This window comes from Flavihumibacter solisilvae (genome assembly GCF_000814475.1).
Classification (GTDB): domain Bacteria; phylum Bacteroidota; class Bacteroidia; order Chitinophagales; family Chitinophagaceae; genus Flavihumibacter; species Flavihumibacter solisilvae.
Map to the genome: position 1 here is coordinate 18,835 of NZ_JSVC01000009.1, position 22,398 is coordinate 41,232.

At 47.8% G+C, this 22,398-nt stretch carries 16 protein-coding genes; 12 read left to right on the plus strand and 4 right to left on the minus strand.

Going from position 1 to position 22,398, the window contains the following annotated elements; translation table 11 throughout:
• The first annotated feature begins 29 nt into the window (after positions 1 to 29).
• From OI18_RS08105 to OI18_RS08145, 9 genes are all read left to right on the plus strand, one after another.
• Positions 30 to 992: an N-acetylmuramoyl-L-alanine amidase family protein gene (locus OI18_RS08105; protein WP_052272992.1), complete on the plus strand. Its 963-nt coding sequence runs from the start codon at positions 30 to 32 to the stop codon at positions 990 to 992.
• A gap of 45 nt (positions 993 to 1,037) precedes the next feature.
• Complete coding sequence (locus tag OI18_RS08110; protein WP_039138868.1) at positions 1,038 to 2,033, plus strand: MlaD family protein; 996 nt, start codon at positions 1,038 to 1,040, stop codon at positions 2,031 to 2,033.
• Positions 2,034 to 2,035: 2 nt separating this feature from the next.
• Entirely contained in the window at positions 2,036 to 3,910 is a 1,875-nt protein-coding gene (locus OI18_RS08115) for an OstA-like protein (protein ID WP_052272993.1), read from the plus strand.
• Positions 3,907 to 5,085 carry a Na+/H+ antiporter NhaA gene (nhaA, locus tag OI18_RS08120; RefSeq protein ID WP_052272994.1) on the plus strand — a complete coding sequence of 393 codons (1,179 nt, stop codon included), beginning with the start codon at positions 3,907 to 3,909 and terminating at the stop codon, positions 5,083 to 5,085. Before OI18_RS08115 ends, nhaA begins: the two co-directional genes overlap by 4 nt.
• Before the next feature lie 169 nt (positions 5,086 to 5,254).
• Positions 5,255 to 6,004 carry a DeoR/GlpR family DNA-binding transcription regulator gene (locus OI18_RS08125; RefSeq protein WP_039138870.1) on the plus strand — a complete coding sequence of 250 codons (750 nt, stop codon included), beginning with the start codon at positions 5,255 to 5,257 and terminating at the stop codon, positions 6,002 to 6,004.
• A gap of 34 nt (positions 6,005 to 6,038) precedes the next feature.
• Positions 6,039 to 7,910: an outer membrane protein assembly factor BamB family protein gene (locus tag OI18_RS08130; protein WP_039139244.1), complete on the plus strand. Its 1,872-nt coding sequence runs from the start codon at positions 6,039 to 6,041 to the stop codon at positions 7,908 to 7,910.
• 26 nt (positions 7,911 to 7,936) lie between these two features.
• Entirely contained in the window at positions 7,937 to 11,185 is a 3,249-nt protein-coding gene (locus tag OI18_RS08135) for a SusC/RagA family TonB-linked outer membrane protein (RefSeq protein WP_039138872.1), read from the plus strand.
• A 21-nt stretch (positions 11,186 to 11,206) separates the two neighbouring features.
• Positions 11,207 to 12,901, plus strand: coding sequence for a RagB/SusD family nutrient uptake outer membrane protein (locus OI18_RS08140; protein WP_039138874.1), 1,695 nt, complete (start codon positions 11,207 to 11,209; stop codon positions 12,899 to 12,901).
• 107 nt (positions 12,902 to 13,008) lie between these two features.
• Entirely contained in the window at positions 13,009 to 13,839 is an 831-nt protein-coding gene (locus tag OI18_RS08145) for a DeoR/GlpR family DNA-binding transcription regulator (protein WP_338030052.1), read from the plus strand.
• A gap of 25 nt (positions 13,840 to 13,864) precedes the next feature.
• Here OI18_RS08145 and OI18_RS08150 read toward each other — a convergent pair whose 3' ends face one another.
• Together OI18_RS08150 and OI18_RS08155 are read right to left on the minus strand one after the other, a co-directional pair.
• The gene (locus OI18_RS08150; RefSeq protein WP_039138877.1) at positions 13,865 to 14,449 is read right to left on the minus strand and encodes a DUF417 family protein; all 585 of its coding nucleotides are present in this window, start codon (positions 14,447 to 14,449) and stop codon (positions 13,865 to 13,867) included.
• Positions 14,450 to 14,554: 105 nt separating this feature from the next.
• Positions 14,555 to 15,793 (minus strand): nucleoside recognition domain-containing protein, encoded by a 1,239-nt coding sequence (locus OI18_RS08155; protein WP_039138878.1) that lies wholly within the window; start codon positions 15,791 to 15,793, stop codon positions 14,555 to 14,557.
• A 124-nt stretch (positions 15,794 to 15,917) separates the two neighbouring features.
• Between OI18_RS08155 and ychF the strand changes: the two genes are divergently transcribed.
• From ychF to OI18_RS08170, 3 genes are all read left to right on the plus strand, one after another.
• Positions 15,918 to 17,018, plus strand: coding sequence for a redox-regulated ATPase YchF (ychF, locus tag OI18_RS08160; RefSeq protein WP_039138880.1), 1,101 nt, complete (start codon positions 15,918 to 15,920; stop codon positions 17,016 to 17,018).
• Between the two features lie 165 nt (positions 17,019 to 17,183).
• Positions 17,184 to 17,840, plus strand: a complete 657-nt coding sequence (locus tag OI18_RS08165; RefSeq protein WP_052272996.1) for a cysteine hydrolase family protein — start codon at positions 17,184 to 17,186, stop codon at positions 17,838 to 17,840.
• 27 nt (positions 17,841 to 17,867) lie between these two features.
• Positions 17,868 to 18,395, plus strand: a complete 528-nt coding sequence (locus OI18_RS08170; RefSeq protein WP_152616767.1) for a hypothetical protein — start codon at positions 17,868 to 17,870, stop codon at positions 18,393 to 18,395.
• A gap of 87 nt (positions 18,396 to 18,482) precedes the next feature.
• On the opposite strand, the gene OI18_RS08175 is transcribed toward OI18_RS08170, so the two are convergent.
• Together OI18_RS08175 and OI18_RS08180 are read right to left on the minus strand one after the other, a co-directional pair.
• The gene (locus OI18_RS08175) at positions 18,483 to 19,565 is read right to left on the minus strand and encodes a fasciclin domain-containing protein (protein ID WP_039138882.1); all 1,083 of its coding nucleotides are present in this window, start codon (positions 19,563 to 19,565) and stop codon (positions 18,483 to 18,485) included.
• Positions 19,566 to 19,609: 44 nt separating this feature from the next.
• Positions 19,610 to 22,354 (minus strand): TonB-dependent receptor, encoded by a 2,745-nt coding sequence (locus OI18_RS08180; RefSeq protein ID WP_039138883.1) that lies wholly within the window; start codon positions 22,352 to 22,354, stop codon positions 19,610 to 19,612.
• Between the last annotated feature and the right edge of the window lie 44 nt (positions 22,355 to 22,398).

The window sequence follows — 22,398 nt, forward strand, 5'->3', positions numbered from 1 at the left end:
GTTAAAACCCATTTATCAAAGGATATCTTATGACTAAAAAGATCAAGACCAAACTTTATATACTGGCTGCTGCGGGATGTTTCCTAATGTTTTGTCAATCTATTTTTGCCCAGGGAACATCCAAGTCCGCCCTTAGAACCGTGATCATAGACGCAGGTCATGGCGGTCGTGATCCGGGTGCGCGTGGCCTGATCTCCACAGAAGCGGAAGTAGCGCTTGACATCGCCCTCAAACTTGGTAAGGAACTTGAGCGCGAATATCCTGAAATAAAATTCGTTTATACAAGAACTGACCACAATCTTCCCCGTGGCGAGTCGGATCCCAACAAGGCCAACCGGGTGCGGGCGGAAATGGCAAACGAAGCAAAGGGTGATCTCTTTATCAGCATCCACCTGAATGCTACCGGGCAGCGAGCCGGCGGCTGGTATGCAAAAAGGATCACAGGTTATAAGAATAAAATTGTGTACACGGGCACGGGTAAACGACGCAAAAAGAAGTATGTTAAACAGCCCATTTACGAATCCTATTACGTAAAGAATACACGTGTGGGTACTGAAACCTATATCTGGGCTGCCGACCGCAGCGGATCGAAAAGTGAATATGTCCCCGAAGAAGAAGGTGGTGAAGAAGAACCCGTAGATGACCCGCACAACGTACTTGACCTGACTACGCCGGAAGCAAAGATCAGGGCACAGCTTTACACAAAATATTTCTTCCGTAACTCGGCATTGCTTGCCCAGATGGTGGAGGAAGAGTTTGGCAACAACGGCAGGAAAAGTTATGGTGTAAAACAACGGAACAATAAGGGAATTTGGGTGTTACAGGCTACGGGTATGCCAAGCATCCTGATTGAAACAGGATTTATTTCCAATAAAGAAGAAGAAGAATATCTCAACAGTGAGAAAGGACAGCAGGAGGTTGTAGAGAATATTCTCAATGCTTTCAGAAGATACAAACAGGAACTGGAAGCACCCCGCAGTACCTCACGGTAATGCAGCAGGCAAAAATTGCCTACTTTTGAACCTAACGCTTTCCGCATGAAAATCAATAATGAAACCAAGATTGGTCTCCTTGCTGTTGTGGCTACTGCCTCTTTAATACTTGGCTTCAATTACCTGAAAGGAAAAAACCTCTTCAAGAAAAACGAAAAAATTTACGCTGTGTTCCCGCGGGTAACGGGGTTAACAAACTCCAACCCGGTACTGATCAATGGCCTGCAGATCGGAATGGTGCAGAACATCGAAGAGCGCAGCCAGAATATCTTTGACGGGATCATTGTTACCGTTCACCTCGATCGTGATGTGAATATCCCGGCCAATTCAGTGGGATTTATCAGCACCGACCTGCTAGGCGGTGCACAGCTGGTAATTGACCCGGGTAACGCCAATGAATACCTGCAGCCGGGCGATACCCTGCAAACAACCATGAAACCGGGTCTTGTTGACCAGGTTACAGCAACCCTTAATCCTGCCCTGCGTACCCTCGATGGCACTTTGCATTCGCTGGATTCCCTCGTAGAAGTTGCGGGCACTTATTTCGATCCGGCCACTAAAAATAATTTCCAAAAGATCGTTGCCAACCTCTCGGCGGCATCAACTTCGCTGAACAGGTTGATTGCAGCGCAGAACAGTTCACTGAACCGGACCCTCGCAAACCTGGATACCGTAACTTCCAACCTGGCCAGCAACAACCCAAAGATCAACAATACCCTGGCGAACCTGGAGAAGACCAGTGAAAACCTGGCCAATGCCAAACTCAAGGAAACTATTGATGAACTCAATAAAACGGTTTCCGGGCTGAATGGTGTGCTCGACAAAGCAAACAGCAAGGACGGGTCACTTGGATTGCTGCTGAACGATAAAAAATTGTACACCAACCTGGAAAGCACTTCCAGGAGCCTGAATATACTGCTTGATGATTTCCGCACACACCCCAAACGGTATGTGAGCGTATCTGTTTTTGGAAAGAAAGACAAAAGCAAACCGTTATCCGCTCCCCTGTCAGATTCTGTCAATACAGCACCTAAACAATAAGCATGAGGACCATAGGAATTGTGCTGATGCTTTGTGCATGCTTTCTGCCCGCGCTTAACCTGCAGGCGCAGATCCCGGTGCCGCCACCTTCGGCGCACGCCGATACCACATCCGTTGTAATGATCAGGAAAGCGGATCGCCTGCGTTTTGAAAAAATTGATTCCGCCACACAATTGCAGATGCTGGCCGGAAATGTTTTGCTGCAACAGGAAAACACATTATTTTATTGCGACAGTGCGGTAATCGATAATAATAAAGGCATAGTTGAAGCCTTCGGCAATATTCATATCAATGATGCCGACAGTATTCACACTTATTCTCAATACCTGATTTATTATTCCAATGAACGGAAAGCCTACCTGCGGAAGAATGTAAAGCTGACGGACGGCAAAGGTGTACTCACTACCAATGAACTGATATATGATACCAATTTGAAGATTGGCCAGTATTTCAAAGGTGGAAAAGTGGTGAGTGAAACCACTACACTTACAAGTGAAGAAGCCATCTATTATGGCGACCTGAAAGACGTCTACTTCAAGAAGAATGTGAAGATGCGTGATCCGCAGTATGAGCTCGACACGGACTCATTGCTTTACAACACCGATACCCGTATTGCGACCTTCATAACGCAAACGCATATCCGCGCCGACTCGGGCCGCCGTAATATCGTGACATCCGAAGGATATTATGATTTAGCCAACAAGAATGCGCGCTTCGGCAGCCGGCCGCAGATCAAGGACGGTACTACGTACGTGACCGGTGATGATGTAGGCTTTGACGATGTTACCGGAGAAAGTTACGCACGAGGCAATGCAGTGTTCCGCGATACGGCACAGGGCATTTCCATTCTCGCAAACAACCTGCAGGCGAACAAGATAAACAACACCTTGTTTGCAACCGAGAAACCGCTGATGATCATCCAGCAGAAAAATGATTCCATTTATGTTACTGCGGATACGCTTTATTCCGGAAGACTGACGTCCATACCTGACTACAAGCGAACCTACTTACTGAATGATACCGTTCCGGTTGACAGTGCAGCAGCTGAAGCTCCGACTGCCGAGGGAGTACTGGTAGACAGTACAGGGGCGCCAATCCAACCGGATACGCTGGCTGTTCAGCCAGACTCGCTGAATGTCCGGCGGGATACGGTTGCTGCGGTTCCGGATTCACTGGCTGTTGTGCCGGATTCAGTCCGCTATGATACCCTGCACTACCCCTGGCAGGTGGAACCAACAGATACGACCAACCGAAACCGTTATTTCCAGGCCTTCCACCATGTGCGCATCTTCTCCGATTCTTTGCAGGCGGTATGCGACAGCCTTTTCTATTCGGGAGTAGATTCTGTGTTCCGGTTATTCAAACAGCCTGTGGCATGGGCAAGCAACAGCCAGATAACGGGAGACACCATGTACCTGTATACCAGGGACAAACAGCCATTGCGGATCAGGGTTTTTGAGAACGCACTGGTAGTGAACCGAACTTCCGACAATTTTTACAACCAGCTGAAAGGCAATACTATCAACGGCTATTTTACTGAAGGGAATGTCGATTATATGCGTGCCCGCGGAACAGCTGAAAGTATTTATTACGCGCAGGATGAAGACAGTGCCTATGCAGGCGTTAACCGTTCCACAGCCGGAGTTATTGATATGTTTTTCCGCAACCAGGAATTGAGCCGGGTTGTATTCCGAAGCGAAGTACAGGGAACAATGTACCCGTTCCGCCAGGTGAATCACGAAGAAATGCGACTACGCGGTTTCCAGTGGCTGGAGAGCCGGCGTCCGAAAACCAAGTTTGAATTGTTCGAGGATGCGCCACCTTCAGTACCTAACGCACCAGTAGTACCAACGGTACCAACCGTACAACGACCATGACAGCGCTCATCCGGCTAAGACGAATCATCAGGAAACAATTGATAAGTCCGATCCAGGAGTTCATCAAAGACAGCCGCGCTGTCGGCGTAACCCTGCTGGTTTGTACTGTAGTTTCATTGGTGCTGGCGAACAGTGGGTTCAGCGAAAAATATCTTTCGATCATTGAGCGGGAGGTGCATCCGGTGAAGGGACTTCTGCTCCCCCACACTATACTCCATTGGATCAATGACGGGCTGATGGCTTTATTCTTCTTCCTGGTTGGAATGGAAATAAAGCGGGAACTTTTACTGGGCGAACTTTCGTCCGTTAAAAAAGCCAGCCTGCCAATAGCGGCTGCACTCGGGGGAATGATTGTTCCTGCCCTTATCTTTCTCTATTTTAACGGCCAGAGTCCCTACCATTCCGGCTGGGGCATCCCAATGGCGACAGATATTGCATTTTCGCTCGGAGTGGCATCTCTGCTTGGGTCAAGGGTGCCTGTTTCGCTTAAGATCTTCCTCATGGCACTGGCAATAATCGATGACCTCGGCGCCATCGCGGTGATCGCTGTTTTTTACGGTGGTGTTATCAACTGGATGTACCTGCTGGCAGGTGCGGTATTGGTGCTGGTGCTTTACCTGTTTACAAAGTTTGGCTGGCAAAGGTGGGGTGTTACCCTGGTGGGTGGCATCCTGTTATGGTATTGTATCCTGAATTCGGGTATCCATGCCACCATTGCCGGTGTTTTGATTGCATTCCTGGTTCCCCTGGGCAAGCTAAGTCACTATGAACACTCCCTTCATGATTTCGTAAACTTCATCATTCTTCCGCTGTTTGCCCTGGCCAATACCGCCATAGTGATACCTGATAATATTTCCGAAGCACTGATGACACATTTGAGTTGGGGCATCATTACGGGGCTTGTAGTGGGGAAGCCACTCGGGATATCCCTGTTTTCCTGGCTCACGATCCGCAGCGGGCTGAGTGAGCCACCAACCGGAACCAGCTGGGTCCAACTGGTAGGCATAGGTGCACTTGCCGGCATCGGCTTTACTATGTCCATCTTCATCACTATGCTGGCTTTTGCCGACCCTTCTGCGCAAAACATCTCTAAAATCTCAATACTGCTCGGGGCAATTCTGTCGATCATATTGGGATTGGTACTACTTGCAATTCCCCGCAAAAACCAGAACTAACACTCATTCACCCGTCGGGTGGCACCCGACGGGTGAGACACGACGGGTGAAGAACTGCTTTTTGCTGGTCATTTTCGCATAATCCCGCATTTTTTACAGTTTAATGCAAGTTTATGCGGTTTTTGCATAATTTGGCCCCGCGATCCTAAACTGCGCTGCCAAATAGAAAATGCTTAAACAGGAGAGACAAGCCTATATCCTGCACCAGGTAAATCTTCATAACAAGATCCTTTCTGCCAACCTGTGCCAGGAGATGAACGTATCAGAAGACACCATCAGGCGTGATCTTCTGGAGCTTTCCACCAATGGAAAACTCGTTAAGGTGCACGGCGGTGCCATGTCCACCTCCTTCAGTCACACCACTGCGCAGAATGAAACCATCTACGCTTCCGACAGCAAAAAGATAATCGCTCAAAAAGCCGCAAGTCTCGTCAAAGACGGCATGTTCGTGCTAACGACAGGCGGCACTACCATCATTGAGCTGGCCAGGGCATTACCCGCCGGTCTCAAAGCCACGTTTCTTTGCGGCAGCCTTCCTGCCCTGTTTGAATACATGCAGCATCCCAATATTGAAGTGATCGTGATTGGTGACAAGTTATCACGTAATGCGCGAATAACGGTAGGACCGCAGGCGATTTCGCAGGTTAAGGCAATCAAGGCGGACCTGTGTTTTATGGGTATTAATGCCATTGACCCTGAGCATGGCATTTCGGATAACGACTGGGATGTGGTAATGCTGAAAAAGGCCATGATCCAGACTTCCAGGCATGTTGTCGGCCTCAGCATCGCAGAGAAAATCAATACGATACAAGCCATTCACCTCAGCCCGGTGAGTGGATTACATACGCTTATAACGGATTTACCGGCTGATCATGAAAGGCTCAAACCCTATTCTGACAAGGGATTGCGCCTTTTATGATCTGGCACTCGAAACACATAGAAAACAGACACACGTGAAAAAAAGCAAACTGCTGCTTGCATTCCTGTTATTGGCCAACTGCCTGGGATATGCGCAAACTGCGACCGAGAAACCGCTCCGTTTTGCCTTCCTGACTGACCTGCATGTGAGTCCGGGTATCGACAGCGAAAGCGGTCTTGAATCGATCGTGGATGAGATCAACCGTACTCCTTTCGACTTCGTTGTCGTGACGGGCGATGTCAGCAATACCGGTTCCAATGCCGAACTGGAATCAGTGAAGCGGATCCTTACGAGGCTGAAGCATCCGTTCCATGTACTGCCTGGCAACCACGAGACGAACTGGTCTGAGAGCGCCGGCAAAACATTCCTGGACCATTGGAAGAATGACCGCTTTTCATTTAACCATGGCCGGTACTTCTTTATCGGCTTCAATACCGGTCCATACCTGAAAATGGGCGACGGACATGTAAAACAGGAAGACCTGCTCTGGCTGAAAAGGGAACTTGCCGAAAAACTGAAACCGGGAATGGACGTTGTTTCACTCGCCCACTATCCTATCGGCGACGGCCTCGATAACTGGTTCGATGTAACGGCAATCCTCAAACAGTACCCGACGAAACTGATCCTTTGCGGTCATGGCCATCGCCTGTCGCTGCACAATTTCGACGGCATCACCGGTGTAATGGGAAGAAGCAGTCTCCCTAAAAACACGGCGGGACTCGGTTATAACATCATTACGCTTCAGAATGACTCCGTACAGATAGAAGAAAAGATCGTGGGCGAAGCAAAGCCGCGACTGTTCCAGCATATGTCACTTGCCGAAAACAAGGCGCTGCAGAAAAAGATCTCCGGTCCGGCTCCCGACTATTCCATCAACGAAAAGTATGCGAAGCATGCGCCCAAATTTTCTTACCAGGACAATGCGTCCCTGTTCACTGCGGCAGTTCCTGCCGGAAAGAAAGCCATCACATTTGGCACATCGGATGGGAATCTAAAACTCATTGATGCCACTACAGGTAAACTGCTCTGGAAAGACAGTGTATTCGGAAGCATTTATACCAACCCGTTATATACCGGGGAATACATCATTGCCGGCACCATCAGCGGCCAACTGATCGCCTGGAACCAGAAGAACGGTACACGTGCCTGGACCCTCGAATTCAATGAACCACTGATCAGCGAGCCCATTCAACATAACAACCTGATCTATCTCGGCGTGGGCAGCGGAACCATGTACTGCATGGATGCGCGCGACGGAAAGATCATCTGGTCGTACAAAGGCATTGAAGGCCAGTTGCAGGCAAGACCTGCACTAAGCAAAGATGGAAAGCAACTGGTATTCGGAGCGTGGGACACTCACCTCTACTGCCTAAATGCAACCAATGGCGAACTGAAATGGAAATGGAACAATGGCAGTCGCGCCAAACTTTACTCTCCCGGCAACGTGGTACCTGCCATCGCAGGCAATAAAGTGATCATCGTTGCTCCTGACAGGTATATGACCGCGATTGACCTGCAGACCGGGAAAACAATCTGGCGCAATAACCAGTACCGGGTGCGTGAATCACTCGGCATTTCAGCCGACGGCCAGACTGTTTACGCGAAAACCATGATGGATACGGTAATCGCGGTAGCGACCAGCCCGGATACCATGCAGGTAAAATGGATCGTCAATGCCGCGTTCGGATATGAGCATAACCCCTGTCCTATTACCGTCCATAACGGTGTGGTGTTCACCGGAACAAAGAACGGCGAGTTGGTGGCCATCGACGAAAAGAAGGGACAGATGCTTTGGAAATACAAGGCAGGCAATTCATCGATCAATGCTATCCGTACCGGCAAAAAAGATGAGATCTGGATCAGTCTCATCGAAGGAAAAATTCAGCGTTTCAATCAATCACTATAATAACAAACCAAACCAAACACGTCAACATGGGAAATTTAAAGTCTCTGCTGGTAGTGCTGCTGCTAACCTGTATATCAGGTTTGGCGGTGGGACAAACGATCAGCGGCGAGGTTGTGGACAAAGCCTCGCAGCAACCCATTTCGGGGGCAACTGTACGTGCCGGGGATGCCGGTACTTCCACCGATGATAGCGGAAAATTCAGTTTTACTGCTCCGGATGGAACAAAATCCATTACCATATCATCAGTTGGTTATGGTACAATTACCGTAAAAGTTGGAAGCGGAAATATCCGTATCCAGCTGGAACACGATGACAAATCACTGGAACAGGTGGTCGTTGTAGGCTATGGCACCCAAAAGAAAGCCAATCTTACCGGTGCTGTTTCAACAGTAAATGTTACCAAGCAAATGCAGTCAAGGCCGATGACGGATCCTGCGCGTGCATTGCAGGGCGCAGTACCAGGACTTACCATCAGTACTACAACAGGTGATCTGGGTTCCAATCCACAGATCCGCCTGCGCGGTGTAACGGGATCATTGAATGCTGCCAATGGTGCACAGCCTCTTATCCTCGTAGATAACGTGGAGATTCCAAGCCTGATGCTGGTAAACCCTGAAGACATTGAAGCTATTTCTGTATTGAAAGATGCAGCCTCCACATCAATTTATGGAAGCAGGGCTGCATTTGGCGTTGTGCTGATTACTACAAAAACGGGAAAGAAGAATTCAAAAAGCAGGATCACCTATTCCAACAACTTTTCCTGGAGCACACCAACTACAACGCCTAAGATTGCAGATGCTGCTGACGGACCGGAATATGCGCTTGCAGCAGCGATTCGTACCAACCCCAATAACACTTTCTTCGGGACTGTTGGGATGACATTCGATGAAGCAAGCATTCAGAAGATCCGCGATTGGCAAAAGACCTACGGTGGCCAGGATCTTGGACCCGAAATGGTTGAAGGACGTGACTTTGAAGACATCGGCGGTAAGAAGTATTTCTACCGTCCATGGGATGCCGTTGACCTGTACATGAAGAAATGGACGCCGCAACAAAACCATAACCTCAACTTCACAGGAGGCAATGATAAAACGTCTTACAACGTCAATCTCGGTTACCTCGATCAGAAAGGTGTACTGACCGAAAAAACTGATCTTTTCAAAAGGTATAATGCTTCATTCAGCATCAACTCCGCAGTTACTCCATGGCTGGACCTGACTGGAAAGGTGATGATGTCTAAAACAGAACAGGAGACTCCGTTTTCATATAACGGTACTGCATTTGATCCTTTGTATTACCTCTATCGCTGGCATGGAGTATATCCTTACGGAACTTTCCAGGGCAAACCTTTCCGTAACGTGATCACAGAAATGCAGCAGGCTAACATGGTTGAAGAAGCCCGCAACTTTCTTCGGACAACAGTTGGCGGAACATTCAAGATCACAAAGGGTCTGACACTGAATACAAACTATACTTATACCAACAACAATAACCACATCAAAGATCCAGGCGGTGTTGCCACAGCATGGAACCAGTGGAACGCTGTGTGGGTATACGGACCGTATTCTTCTGCAACATATAACAGGATCGCATATTATTCCGAATGGAATGAACTGCATACTGTAAAAGCATTTGCAACATATCAGAAAGATATCAAGGATCATGATTTCAAGGTTATTGCGGGTATGGATGTTGACCTTTACAAACCCTTTTCACAAGGTTCTGAAAAACAAAACCTGATTGACCAAACCCAACCTGAATTGCCATTGGCCACAGGAAATATGATCACTTCAGGTGGACGTGTCGACTGGAAAGGAATACGGGAATGGACAACACAGGGATTCTTTGGAAGGATCAACTATACTTTCAGAAATAAATTCCTCCTCGAAGTGAATGGTCGTTTTGACGGATCTTCATATTTCCCATCCAATGACCGTTGGGCATTTTTCCCTTCTGTATCTGCAGGATATATTATTTCTGATGAAAAGTTCATGGACTTTGCAGCACCCGTGCTCAGTCACCTGAAACTCCGTGCTTCTTATGGTTCGTTGGGAAATACAGACGTGGGCAGCGCTACTTTCAGGCCCTCAATGTCTTCTTCAACCTCAGGATGGTGGATAGGCAGCACCAACATGCTGACTGTTAACACTCCTGCACTGGTTCCGCCAGTATTGAAATGGGAGACCATCAAATCACTTGATTTCGGTTTTGATGCAAGATTACTGAATAACAAAGTTGGTGTGAGCTTCGACTGGTATCGTAGAACAACCAGTGATATGATCACATCCGGAGAGGTGCTTCCTGCTACATTTGGCGCAACACCTCCTAAAAGGAACTACGGTGAAATGCAGACAACTGGATGGGAAATTGCAATTGACCTCAACCATGGTTTCAGCAACGGGCTGAATATCAACGGTACACTGTCTTTCTCTGATTTCAAAGAAGAGATCACCAAGTACGATGGAAACAATATCAACGGGTATTACAAAGGCAAGCAGCTGGGCGAAATCTGGGGATATAGAACCGATCGTTTCTTTACAAAGGATGATTTTGAGCAGGATGCGAGCGGAAACCTGATCACTGATGCCAGCGGCCATTACATTCCCGCTAAAGGAGTGCCAACACAGTCCAAGCACGAAGCGAGCTGGTTCTTCTATGGACCTGGTGACATAAAGTATAAAGACCTTAACGGTGACGGAACAATCTTTACCGGTGCGAAAACATTAGATGATCATGGTGACATGGTAGTAATTGGAAACAGTACACCTCGCTATCAGTATGGCATCCGCCTTGGTGCAGACTGGAAAGGAATTGATTTCAATTTGTTCATTCAGGGTGTCGGCAAGCGCGATTATTGGGGAACGGGTATGATCGTAATTCCTGGTTTCAATCCCAGTGACAACATGTATGCACACCAGATGGATTACTGGACTCCTGAAAATCCGGATGCATTCTATCCGCGTCCTTCCAATACCGGTCAATCTAATGATGCTCAAAACTTCCTGGTACAGGACAAATACATGCTGAACATGGCTTACATGAGGTTGAAATCTGTTGGTATCGGTTATACGATCCCGGCACATCTCACTCAAAAAGCTAAACTGCAGCGTATGCGCATCTATGTGAATGGTGAAAACCTGTTTGAAAAAGAAAACCTGAGTGTGCCAATCGATCCTGAAGTTGGATTTAAGAACGCCAGCAGCCAGGCTGCCACTTTCGGCCGTGTTTATCCATACCGCAGAACGGTTTCCTTCGGAATCCAGGCAACATTATAATATTTAAAATCTGGCTACAACATGAAAAAATATATTTTATTTATAGCTACCGCAGCACTTGCATTTGCGGGCTGTAAGAAAGAGTTTCTCAATCGTCCGCCGGAGGACCAACTATCCGACGACACATATTGGACCAGCGAAAGTAATGTCCGCATTTTTGCCTGGGACTTTTATCCCCGTTATTTCGATGGTTATGGTTCAGGATTTACCTGGGGAAAATATTTTTCCGGTCAATCTCTGAATGATGATTTCGCACCATCTGCTCCAACGCAGTTCATCAAAAATATACCGACTTCCGCTTCCTCAACCAGCTGGGGATTTTCCTGGATCAGGAAGGCCAATTTGTACCTGAACAGGATCCAGACTGTGCCTATGGAAGAAGCAGCAGTGAAACACTGGAGTGGTATAGCACGTTTCTTCCGGACCCTTGAATACCACAACCTGGTAAAGCGTTATGGCGATGTTCCCTGGTACGGTACAGTATTGGGTGAAACTGACTTTGATCAGTTGTATAAGCCACGCGACTCCCGGGCACTGGTGGTTGACAGTATGTTGAATGACCTTAAATATGCAGCTGAAAATGTTCGTGAAAGCGACGGTGATAAAGGCCTTCATGTAAATAAAGCTGTTGTGCTTGCTTTCATGTCGAGGATCATGCTTTATGAAGGAACTTACTTTAAGTACCATAATATTGACCAGTCAAAGGCTACCATCTACCTTGAAGCAGCAAAGTGGGCAGCTGATCAGCTGATCACTTCAGCAAAGTATACTATTGGAGATGAGTATCGCTCACTTTTCAGTTCACTCAGCCTCGCAAGTGCGAAAGAGATCATCATGTATCGGAAATATGAAACAGGTATGATCACTCACGCTCTCGCAAGTTATAACTACCTGGAACCGCAGACCGGAATTTCAAAGGATGCGGTTGACAGCTACCTGGCAAACGATGGACTTCCAATTGGTGTATCAACTGCTTACCAGGGTGATAATGGAATTGACAAGGTTATGGCCAACAGGGATCCCAGGATGTATGCCACAGTAGTAAATCAACTGAGGATAAGCAAGTATGCTTCAAACTATTCCACCTCAGGTTTTTCACTGCACAAGTTCCTCAACGAGTCAGTTAAAAATCTTCCGGAGGGCGGTGGTAGTCTGAACCAGACAGACGCACCAATTATCCGTTACGCGGAGGTATTGCTGAACTACGCAGAGGCAACTGCTGAACTTGGCCAGCTTACGCAGGCTGACCTGGACAAATCTGTCAATGTATTGAGAAAGAGAACAGGTATCAATATGCCTAACCTCCAGGTTATGGGCGACCAGCCTGCTATCAATGGTGTGTTATATGATGACCCTTCAAGGGATGCCACTGTCAGCTCAATTATCTGGGAAATCCGCCGTGAGCGTAGGATTGAACTCATGATGGAAGGATTCAGGTATGACGACCTCAGGCGCTGGAAAAAGCTTGATTATACCGATACCCAAGCAAATGCAGACATTAACAAAGGAGCATGGATCCGTAAAGCGGATTATCCCAATACTGATGTATTCATTGAAGGCGGTGCGGCTGAAGGATATATTATTCCTGCAACCAAGGCCGAATCTCAGCGTCCTTTCCTTGATCCCAAAGTTTACCTTGATCCTATTCCCCTTGACCAGATCAAGCTATACGAGGATAACGGGTATGAACTGAAACAAAACCCGGGCTGGCAATAAGCATAAACCCGGTTTTCTGAAAACACATACGAGCTGCCTGATTTTTTCAGGCAGCTTTCTTTTTATCCCACCATTGCAGAAACACGCAAAAAAATCTTAATTTAAACATGAAATTGCGCGAAGAACCTGCAATCTGTTTCGGGTTTATGCGTTTTTCCATTTTAACCCAACTGCTTATCCTTATTGCCATGCTAAAAAAGGAACGACAAGCCTATATCCTGCACAAGGTCAACCTGCACAACAAGGTATTATCCACACAGCTATGTGAAGAGATCCAGGTGTCAGAAGATACGATCCGCCGCGACCTGCAGGAAATGGCGGAGGAAGGGAAACTCATCAAAGTGCATGGCGGGGCATTGTCACATTCTTTCAGCCAGGTAACCTTTTCGCCAAAAGAAGTCTATTCGCAGGAAAATAAAATGAGTATTGCCCGCAAGGCAGCCAGCCTGATCAAAGACGGCATGTTTGTACTAACCAGCGGCGGTACCACCATTATGGAACTGGCAAAGGCATTGCATCCCGGGCTCAAAGCCACTTTTATTTCCGGCAGTATCCCGGCTGTACTTGAATACATGAACCATCCCAATATCGATGTGATTGTGATCGGTGATAAAGTATCCAAGAGTTCACGAATCACTGTTGGGTCAGAAGCGATTTCCCAGATCAAAAGGATCAAGGCCGATATCTGTTTTCTTGGGATAAATGCCATTGACCTGAATCACGGCGTAACTGATAACGACTGGGAAGTGGTCATGATCAAACGGGCCATTATAGAAGCCTCGCAGAAAGTAGTGTGCCTCACTATCTCCGAAAAAATGGAATCCATACAGCCACTCCATGTATGCGATCTCAAAGACGTAGACTTACTGATTACAGAACTTGATTCAGCTGACCCGCAGCTTCAGCAATACAGGGCGGCGGGAATAAACCTGTTGTAACAGGAAATTCGGGGAGGTAAGTTTTTTAAACGTGGCGACAACAGCCTTGCCGTTTTAAAAGTATATGCTTTTTAGCAGCCTGAGCCATTGTGACGACTGCTGCACCCATCATAATCACATCTTTGATGACCAATCGGCCCGCGGCACTCAAATAAGGGAACCCGAATTCCTTGTCACCCAGGTCCGCAACCCATGTTTCGGGTGTCGTGATCAAAAATGACAACGTAACCAGCGACATAATAAAGGCAAGGAAACTACCAACTGCTGAAACAGCGGGCCAAACCGGATACAGTGCAATCAGCACCCCGATCAGCATTATTACAGCACCTAAGCCATAGGAAAAAAGGTAGGTATTATTATCCTCGTGCCAGGTAATATTTGCCGGCTTGTACTCCCCCTCCTTGTTCATGTACTTTTTATATTCGGGTGCTTCATACTTGTATAAAAAATTCATCACAGGACTGTTGGCAACAAAAGGAACTATTCCAACGGCTTCATATCGGAATGCCTTTAACCCTCCTATCCATAGTAACACGATCACAAGTCCGACACGGGCTAAATGAATGCCAGTGTTTTGCAATGATGCAGCATAAATGAATATTTTTTCCATAATGTGTTTTGGAGCAAAATTGATTACACAAAGCTAAACCACCACCATAGCGTCCCACTTGCGTTTGGGTAAGAAATGGCATTGATTAAAATCAACAATAAATTATTACCTGAAGAAAATATACGCGATGAAGATCGCAGCGATCACCCCGATAAAATCGGCGATCATTCCAGCCCAGATCGAATACCTGACTTTCTTGATCCCCACACTTCCGAAGTAAAGTGCAATAATGTAAAACGTGGTATCGGCAGAACCCTGGAAGATACTCGCGGTTTTACCGACGAATGAATCAGGGCCCAGGGCCGGGTTGTTGAAAATATCCAGCATCATGCCGCGGGCGCCGCTGCCGCTGAAAGGTTTCATAATGGCTACCGGTAATGCAGGTACGAAATCAGTAGGAATACCGACAGCAGCGATACACCAGGAAATACCATTGATGACATAATCCAGCGCGCCGGAATCACGGAACACGCGGATGGCAACGAGCATGCCCACCAGGTAAGGGATGATCTTGAGAATGACACTGAATCCTTCCTTCGCTCCTTCTATAAAGGCATCAAACACATTGATCTTCTTGCGCACACCGCCAACAATAAAGCTCACCACGATCACAAACAGGAGAATATTTCCTGCCACTTTTGAAAACACTTCTTTATTTGCAGGCGACAGGCTGTTCACATAGAATAGCAACAATCCAACAGCAGCGAGTGCGGAAGCTACCCACCCGATCAGTACCAGGTCCCATTTGATCCGCTGCCAGAAACTTACTACGATCACAGAAGCGAGGGTAGTCATCAAAGTGCCTATCACACACGGTATAAAGATGGAAGCCGGTTCCGTACTTCCTGCCGAGATCCGGTAAGCGATAATGGTAAGCGGGATGATCGTGAGCCCCGAGGTATGCAGCACCAGGAACATGATCTGTGCGTTGGTGGCTTTTTCCTTTTCAGGGTTAAGGGTCTGGAGGCTTTCCATGGCCTTGAGCCCGAATGGTGTCGCAGCGTTATCAAGTCCAAGCAGGTTAGCCGAAAAGTTCATGACCATCTGGCCCATTGCCGGGTGGCCGCCCGGAACCCCGGGAAAGATCCTTCGCATCAATGGATCCAGGAAACGGGCCAGGAACCGCACAGCTCCAGCCTTCTCCGCAATATTGAGTAACCCGAGGAAGAACACCATGGTACCAGTCAACGGGAAAGCGACATCCATAACCGACGATTTCGCTGAATCGAAGAGTCCGTCCACAAGTTTCTTGAAGATCTCCACATCCCCGAATACGATCAGTTTGAACAGGGCCACAACAAAGGCAACGAGGAAAAATGCAATCCAGACGTAATTTAAAGCCATAGCGGTGCGAACGGGTTGGTAAAGGTTAAAAGTAAAAAGTAAAAGTGAAAAAAGGCGCCTCGCGGAGTTTTCTTATCTTTGCGGCCCGAAATATATAAGTACATATATATAAATTCATTTATTCATGGGATTACAAGCAGGTATTGTCGGATTGCCGAATGTGGGAAAATCCACCCTCTTTAACGCAGTAAGCATCAGCGCAAAAGCGCAGGCGAGCAACTATCGCTTCTGTACGATCGAACCAAACGTAGGACTCGTGGACGTGCCCGACTACCGGATCGACAAGCTGGCAGAACTGGTGAAGCCTAACCGCACTGTGCCAACGCAGATCGAGATAGTTGATATAGCCGGCCTCGTAAGGGGTGCCAGCAAAGGCGAAGGACTTGGGAATAAATTCCTGGCCAACATCCGCGAAGTGGATGCAATTGTACATGTGGTTCGTTGTTTTGAAGACGAAAACATCCTCCGCGAAGAAGGTGCGATCAATCCGGTCAGCGATAAGGAGATCATTGATACAGAGCTGCAGCTGAAAGACCTGGAAAGCGTTGAGAAGAAAATGCAGCGTACGGAAAAGATGGTGCGTACCGGTGAACCCAAAGTGAAAGTGGAGCTGGAAATTCTCAAGAAATGTTATGCGCACCTCGAAGCCGGCCGCAATATCCGCGAGTTAAACCTCAGCAAGGAAGACCGTGTTGCCATTGCCGACCTTTTCCTGCTTACTGAGAAGCCTGTGCTTTATGTTGCCAACGTTGACGAAGCATCCATGCATACCGGTAATAAATACTCCGATGCGTTGAAAGCTGCTGTTGCGGCTGAAGGCGCGGACGTGATCATCATGAACAATAGCATCGAACAGCAGATCGCGGAATTGGAAGATCCTGACGACCGCGCACTGTTCATGGATGAATATAAAATGACCGAGCCTGCGTTGAATAAACTGATCCGTGCTGCATACAAACTGCTGAACCTGCAGACTTACTTCACTGCTGGTGTACAGGAAGTTCGTGCCTGGACCATCCACGAAGGCTGGAAGGCGCCACAGGCCGCCAGCGTGATCCACACCGACTTCGAAAAAGGATTCATCAAGGCTGAGGTAATCGCCTATAATGACTTCATTCAATATGGTTCAGAATCTGCCTGCAGGGATGCCGGCAAACTGAGAATTGAAGGGAAAGAATACATCGTGAAAGATGGTGATGTGATGCACTTCAGGTTTAATGTCTGATCGACACAAAAATTATAAAGTGAAAGTTTATAAGGCGTCCGCGGTGCGGGCGCCTTTTTTTTATTTCTTTCTGGAGCCTGAAAGCGACGGAAAGTGTCTTTATTTAAATGTGATGCAGGTCTCATAGCGGGACAGGATTTCGGGTAACAGTGAAAAAAGTAAAATATGGATAAGCAAACAGAACAGGGATTTGAAAGGTATGGTACCTATCAACCCAGCCGGACCGGCATCCTGCTAGTGGATCCCTACAATGACTTCCTACACCATGAAGGAAAAGCCTACAGCAGGTTAAAAGAAATCGCAGAAGCCGTTCACCTACTGGAAAATATGTCGAAAGTGGTCGGCGAGGCCCGCCAGCTGGGAATTAAAGTGTTCTACGTGCCACATCATCGTTCCGAACCCACAGACTATATGAACTGGAAATACCCAACCAGTATCCAGCTGTCAACAAGAGACAGGCAGGTTTTCGCCAAAGACACCTGGGGTGGAACGTTTCATGATGATTTCCAGCCACAGCCAGGTGACATCATCATCAAGGAACACTGGTCACAAAATGGCTTCGCCAATACAGACCTTGATCAACAGCTAAAGCAACATGATATTGACCGGGTAATACTGGTGGGACTGATCGCCAATACCTGTATTGAAGCAACCGGCAGGATGGCAATGGAACTGGGATATCACGTTACGCTTGTAAACGATGCAACAGCCGCATACAGTTGGGATCATATGAATGCAGCTCACCAGTTAAATGGCCCGACTTTCGCCCATGCCATTTTAAGCACTGAAGAACTGCTGGAGATACTCCGGGCCAGGAAATAATACATTCGGACAATACAATAATAATTTATGAAAATAGCAGACCAGATCGTTGATTCCAGTTTCAGTGCGGTAATCAACACGCCCATAGAAAAAATAAATCTCCCGGAGTGGGCCTTCAATTTACCGGAGAAAGAATACCAGGATTGTTCACCAGCCCATATCACTGCGGCAAAAACCATTGGTGCTGACGGCCGCCGGATGTCGATCAATGTGGAAATGATTGGCGGAAGTCTTATGGTACAACATTACCAGGAAGAAGTGTCGGAACCACAGCACCTGGTGCTCACCTCATTCTCAGATGTTTTCACCCCAACAGGCAGAGTTGTTCTTTATGTCCGCTGGGAACTCAGTGTTAAAGCAATCAATGATACCCAATGTGAGTTCACCAATCATGTAACTTCCCATGCAACTGAGGATATGATGAAAGGCCTGGATAAACAGGGGATCCCTTTTGATGTATTCCGGGCACAACGCCAGCCCAATTCCATCTATCACAACCGGATGGAAACACCATTGTTTGCTGCAAGCATTGAACGGGCGGCCTTAAATTCCTGATTCAAAAAAAAGAGGATCCCGATCTGAGACCCTCTTATTCACTTATTGACTTATTGACTTATTCACTTATCGACCAATTGCAGTTCACTACTGTGGCCTCAACACCTGGTCAATCTTATGAACCACACCGTTTACTGCGTTGCGGTTTGCACCAATGATCTTAGAGAAAGTCGGGTTTACCCAACCCTTCACGCCCTGGGCTGCATCGAGAATTAACGGCGGTGCCGGATCGATCACCACGTTCAGGAAAGTTTTTACGGGCGACGGTGTTGTAGGAAAGTTCACAGTGAAAGCCCGCGCGAACTTGATCTTGGTTGGATCTGCGGGTGGACTGCCATCAAGGATATGGATATGATATGCGACAATACCCTGTACAGTTTGAATGGGTAGCATGCCTATCACAGAAGGATCAGGAGGCAATCCCAAACCTGCCAGCAACATTTTGAATGCATTGTTATCGGGGGCAAAAACAGTAAAGTTGGCAAGCGGGTTGGCAAGCAACTGGCTGAACTTTGAACCATCCGGCAAACCTTCGTCCGCCCTGGCGATTGCAGCCGTAAAGAAAGTGAGTGAAGTGTCGCGGGCAATAGAGTCCATCACCACCCGCGTTGGTGGCGCAACAACTGCGAATACGTCATGGATCACACCGTTTGAAGCCTGGATATTCGCTTCCTTGACTGGTATGTTATTCACAAAAGCCATGTCGCCTCGCCTGGACAGGAAAGTCGGCATTTTGATAACTGCAGGTGCGCCAGGTAACTGGATAAGTGTGGGCATCTGCACATTCGGGTAAGCATCTGTAATGGAGGTAGTGGGCAATGCCTGCGGGATGATGTGATACTGCGCGATCCCTGCAACAGTAGCGGCTGGCAGTGCATTGATGATAGCTTCGTTTATGCCTGACAGGGCGAATGCGTCATTGTCCACCGCCAGCAGGGTAAGCTGTGCATCAGGATTGCTTAGTGTTGCCATGATGCCACCCTTCGTTGCCGCCAGCTTCATCAGCGAATACTGTGGTTCTGTATTGATGATCTCTGCGATTGTCCTGCCCTCGGGAATCTCCGGCTGGATCTCTTCCACCTCGGGGATCTTGTTGCAGGCAGTCAACTGGAAACCGGCAGCCATCGTCACCAGTACCAGTTTTGAATATTTTTTTATATGCTCAAACATGATCTCTTGATTTGTAAGTTTTCGAATGCGGTTGCTTGTTGCATTTAGAAGATGTTGTACCCGAATGACACGTAGTACAATCCACCTACGAAGCTGTTGCCGATCCCGTTGTAATAGTACTGGTTCAGCAGGTTATTTGCGCCAAGCTTAACTACGGATTTGTATTTCACAATCTTGTAGCTGACCTGTGCATCCAGGGTATGAATTGCGGGTATACCACCGTTTCCGAAATCCTCTTCATAGAAGAACGCATCCTGCCACTTGTACACAATGCTCATGCCCAGGAGTTTTTTCTTACCGAGACTATTATTGCTCAGGCTTAGGTTGGTGCGGTATTTCGGTGTATTGAAATTGGCGATGAAACCTGAGTTCTTCAGATCATCTGCATTGTCCAGTACATCGGATGACAGGTTACCACCGATCACGAAATTCGCGGGCAGCCGGTAGTCGATGCTGATACCGAAACCATATACATTCACTTTCTGGTCAACATTGTAGGGAACTGAGAACCTGCGGTCGGTCAGCGGGTTGGGCGCTGCACCTTCAGATGCAGGTTGTCCTATAATGGTACGTGCAAGGAAGTTTGTGTATTTGCCATAGTAACCGTACACATCAAACAGCAGCTTGTTGCCGAAGAGTCCCTTGTAGCCCACTTCATAGGAAGAAACCGATTCCGGTTTGTACTCCTTGAAGTTGTGGGTGCCGCCTGGTGTACCGTCGACATTGAAATCGTAAGGTTTGTTCTTCGTGAAATTATAATAAGTCTGGAAGCTCTTGTCACCACCTATCAGCTGCGTTCCGCCACCAATGAACAGGTTGATGAACTGTGCCTGGGTTGAAGGGAAACGGTATGCGGTCTGGTAAGAAACACGAACATTGTTGTTTTCTGCAACCTTGATCACCGCAGTTGCTCGCGGGGTGAATCTTCCCTCGAAGTTTTCGTTCTTATCGTAGCGTCCTGAGAAGGTAAGCTTCAGCACATCATTGAACAAACGTCTTGATGCCTGAACGTACGCGCCATACTCACGGATCTTGATGGTACCGGCAGTATCCACAAACAGTGTTCCCTTCGAATCGAGGTTAAACACTTTGTAGTTGGCACCGACAAGCACATCGGCAACCTTGCCGGTGATATCGGAAAGATTGTACTGGCCTTCGGTCTGGTACATATCGGACTGTTCAATAAACAGCGCTCCGCCCTGCGACAGGGGAACGGAACGAACGCGGTTGAAAAGCTCTTTGAATTCATCGCTGCCGGCTGCAGGGCGACCTACATCAGCAACCGAGCGTGCCTGGCTATGCGCCTGGGCATCAGATAAACCGGCCATCTTGGATGCGAGGTAAGCCTGGCCGTATTGTGAATACCAGCCATTGACAGGATCCGTGCTCGATTTCCATGCTTCGTTGGTCAGCCTGGTAGCTGTTACCGCCGCGAACGACTGGCCCGCGTTTTCCTGTGTAGTGTAAGTCCGTAAGAACCAGTTGCGGTGATTCAGCTCGAGTTTGTACTGGCCCATCTTGAAATCCTTGAAGGAGTAACGGTCATTTCCCGTATAAACGCTGTTTCCGGTTCCCCAGTTACCAGCGATAACGCCTTCCAGCTTATCAGTAAACTTATAATGGACCGCACCACCGAGTTTGAAGTTCAGTGTCGACGGGTCAATGATGTCTTTTTCATCATAACCGGTACGGCTTACATTAATCGGATCAGCTGAGATTGAATTGATGTATGGCGCCAGGAAAGGTGCCTGTGCAGCTATACCCCTGAACACAGCGCGGATATCTGCCGTAGTTTCGTCGCCATACACGTTGATGCCGTCATAGTTGGGATCTGATTCACGGGTTCCCGGAACGATCTGTCCCCTTCCTGTCGGGCGACCGGCATAGTTACGTTTATCAGCAGCTACCCAGTCTTTTGCCTGGATGAAATCTGCGGTGATCTTATACGCGAAACGGTTATTAATGTTTTCAGCCCACCTGGCCGTCCAGTTGTGAAAAGCAGAGATGTCACGGTAACGACCATCCGTATTCATCATCCCTTCTTTAATCTGGAATGAGAGGCCGGTATACTTGAATGGGTTCTTGCTGGAGATGAGCAGCGTTCCGTTCATTCCTCCAGGTCCGTATAACGCAGAAGACGCACCTGGCAGCAGTTCCATATTATCAACATCTAGTTCAGACAACCCGATGATCGCACCAACGGAGAAGTTAAGCCCGGGGGCCAGGTTATCCATTCCATCCACCAGCTGGTTGAAACGCGTGTTGCCGCTTTTTGAAAATCCGCGGGTGGTCGGGGTTTTGAAAGTCATGGAAGAAGTCACCACATCCACCCCCTTCAGGTTGGCGACGATATCATAATATGAAGCAGCAGGAGAAGCACGCACAGCAGCGGCACCAACCCGCTCAATGGAAACGGGTGATTCGAGGATACGTTCAGGAACGCGACTGGCAGATACTACCACTTCCGTTCCGAGAGTGGAAGAAGGACGGAAGCTTACATTCACGGCTTGAGACGCGCTGTTTACCGTGACCTCCTGCGATTCAAATCCAACCGAGGAGAATACAAGCGTGAAAGGAGGCTTCTGTGCAGTAGTTAGTGTAAAATTTCCCTTATCGTCCGTAAAAGTACCGGAGCTGGTACCTTTTAAGGTTACGGATACTGCAGGCACTATATCCTGGTTCGAGCTGTTTTTGACGTTTCCGGTAATGGTAACGGTTTGGGCAAAGGCAGCAATCGACAGAAAAAGGGCCAACAGCATACAAGCAGAATAGCTGGTGGTTTTTCTCATACCTCGTAGGTTTTAGTTAGAGTTTCTCAGGGCAAAATAAGGAT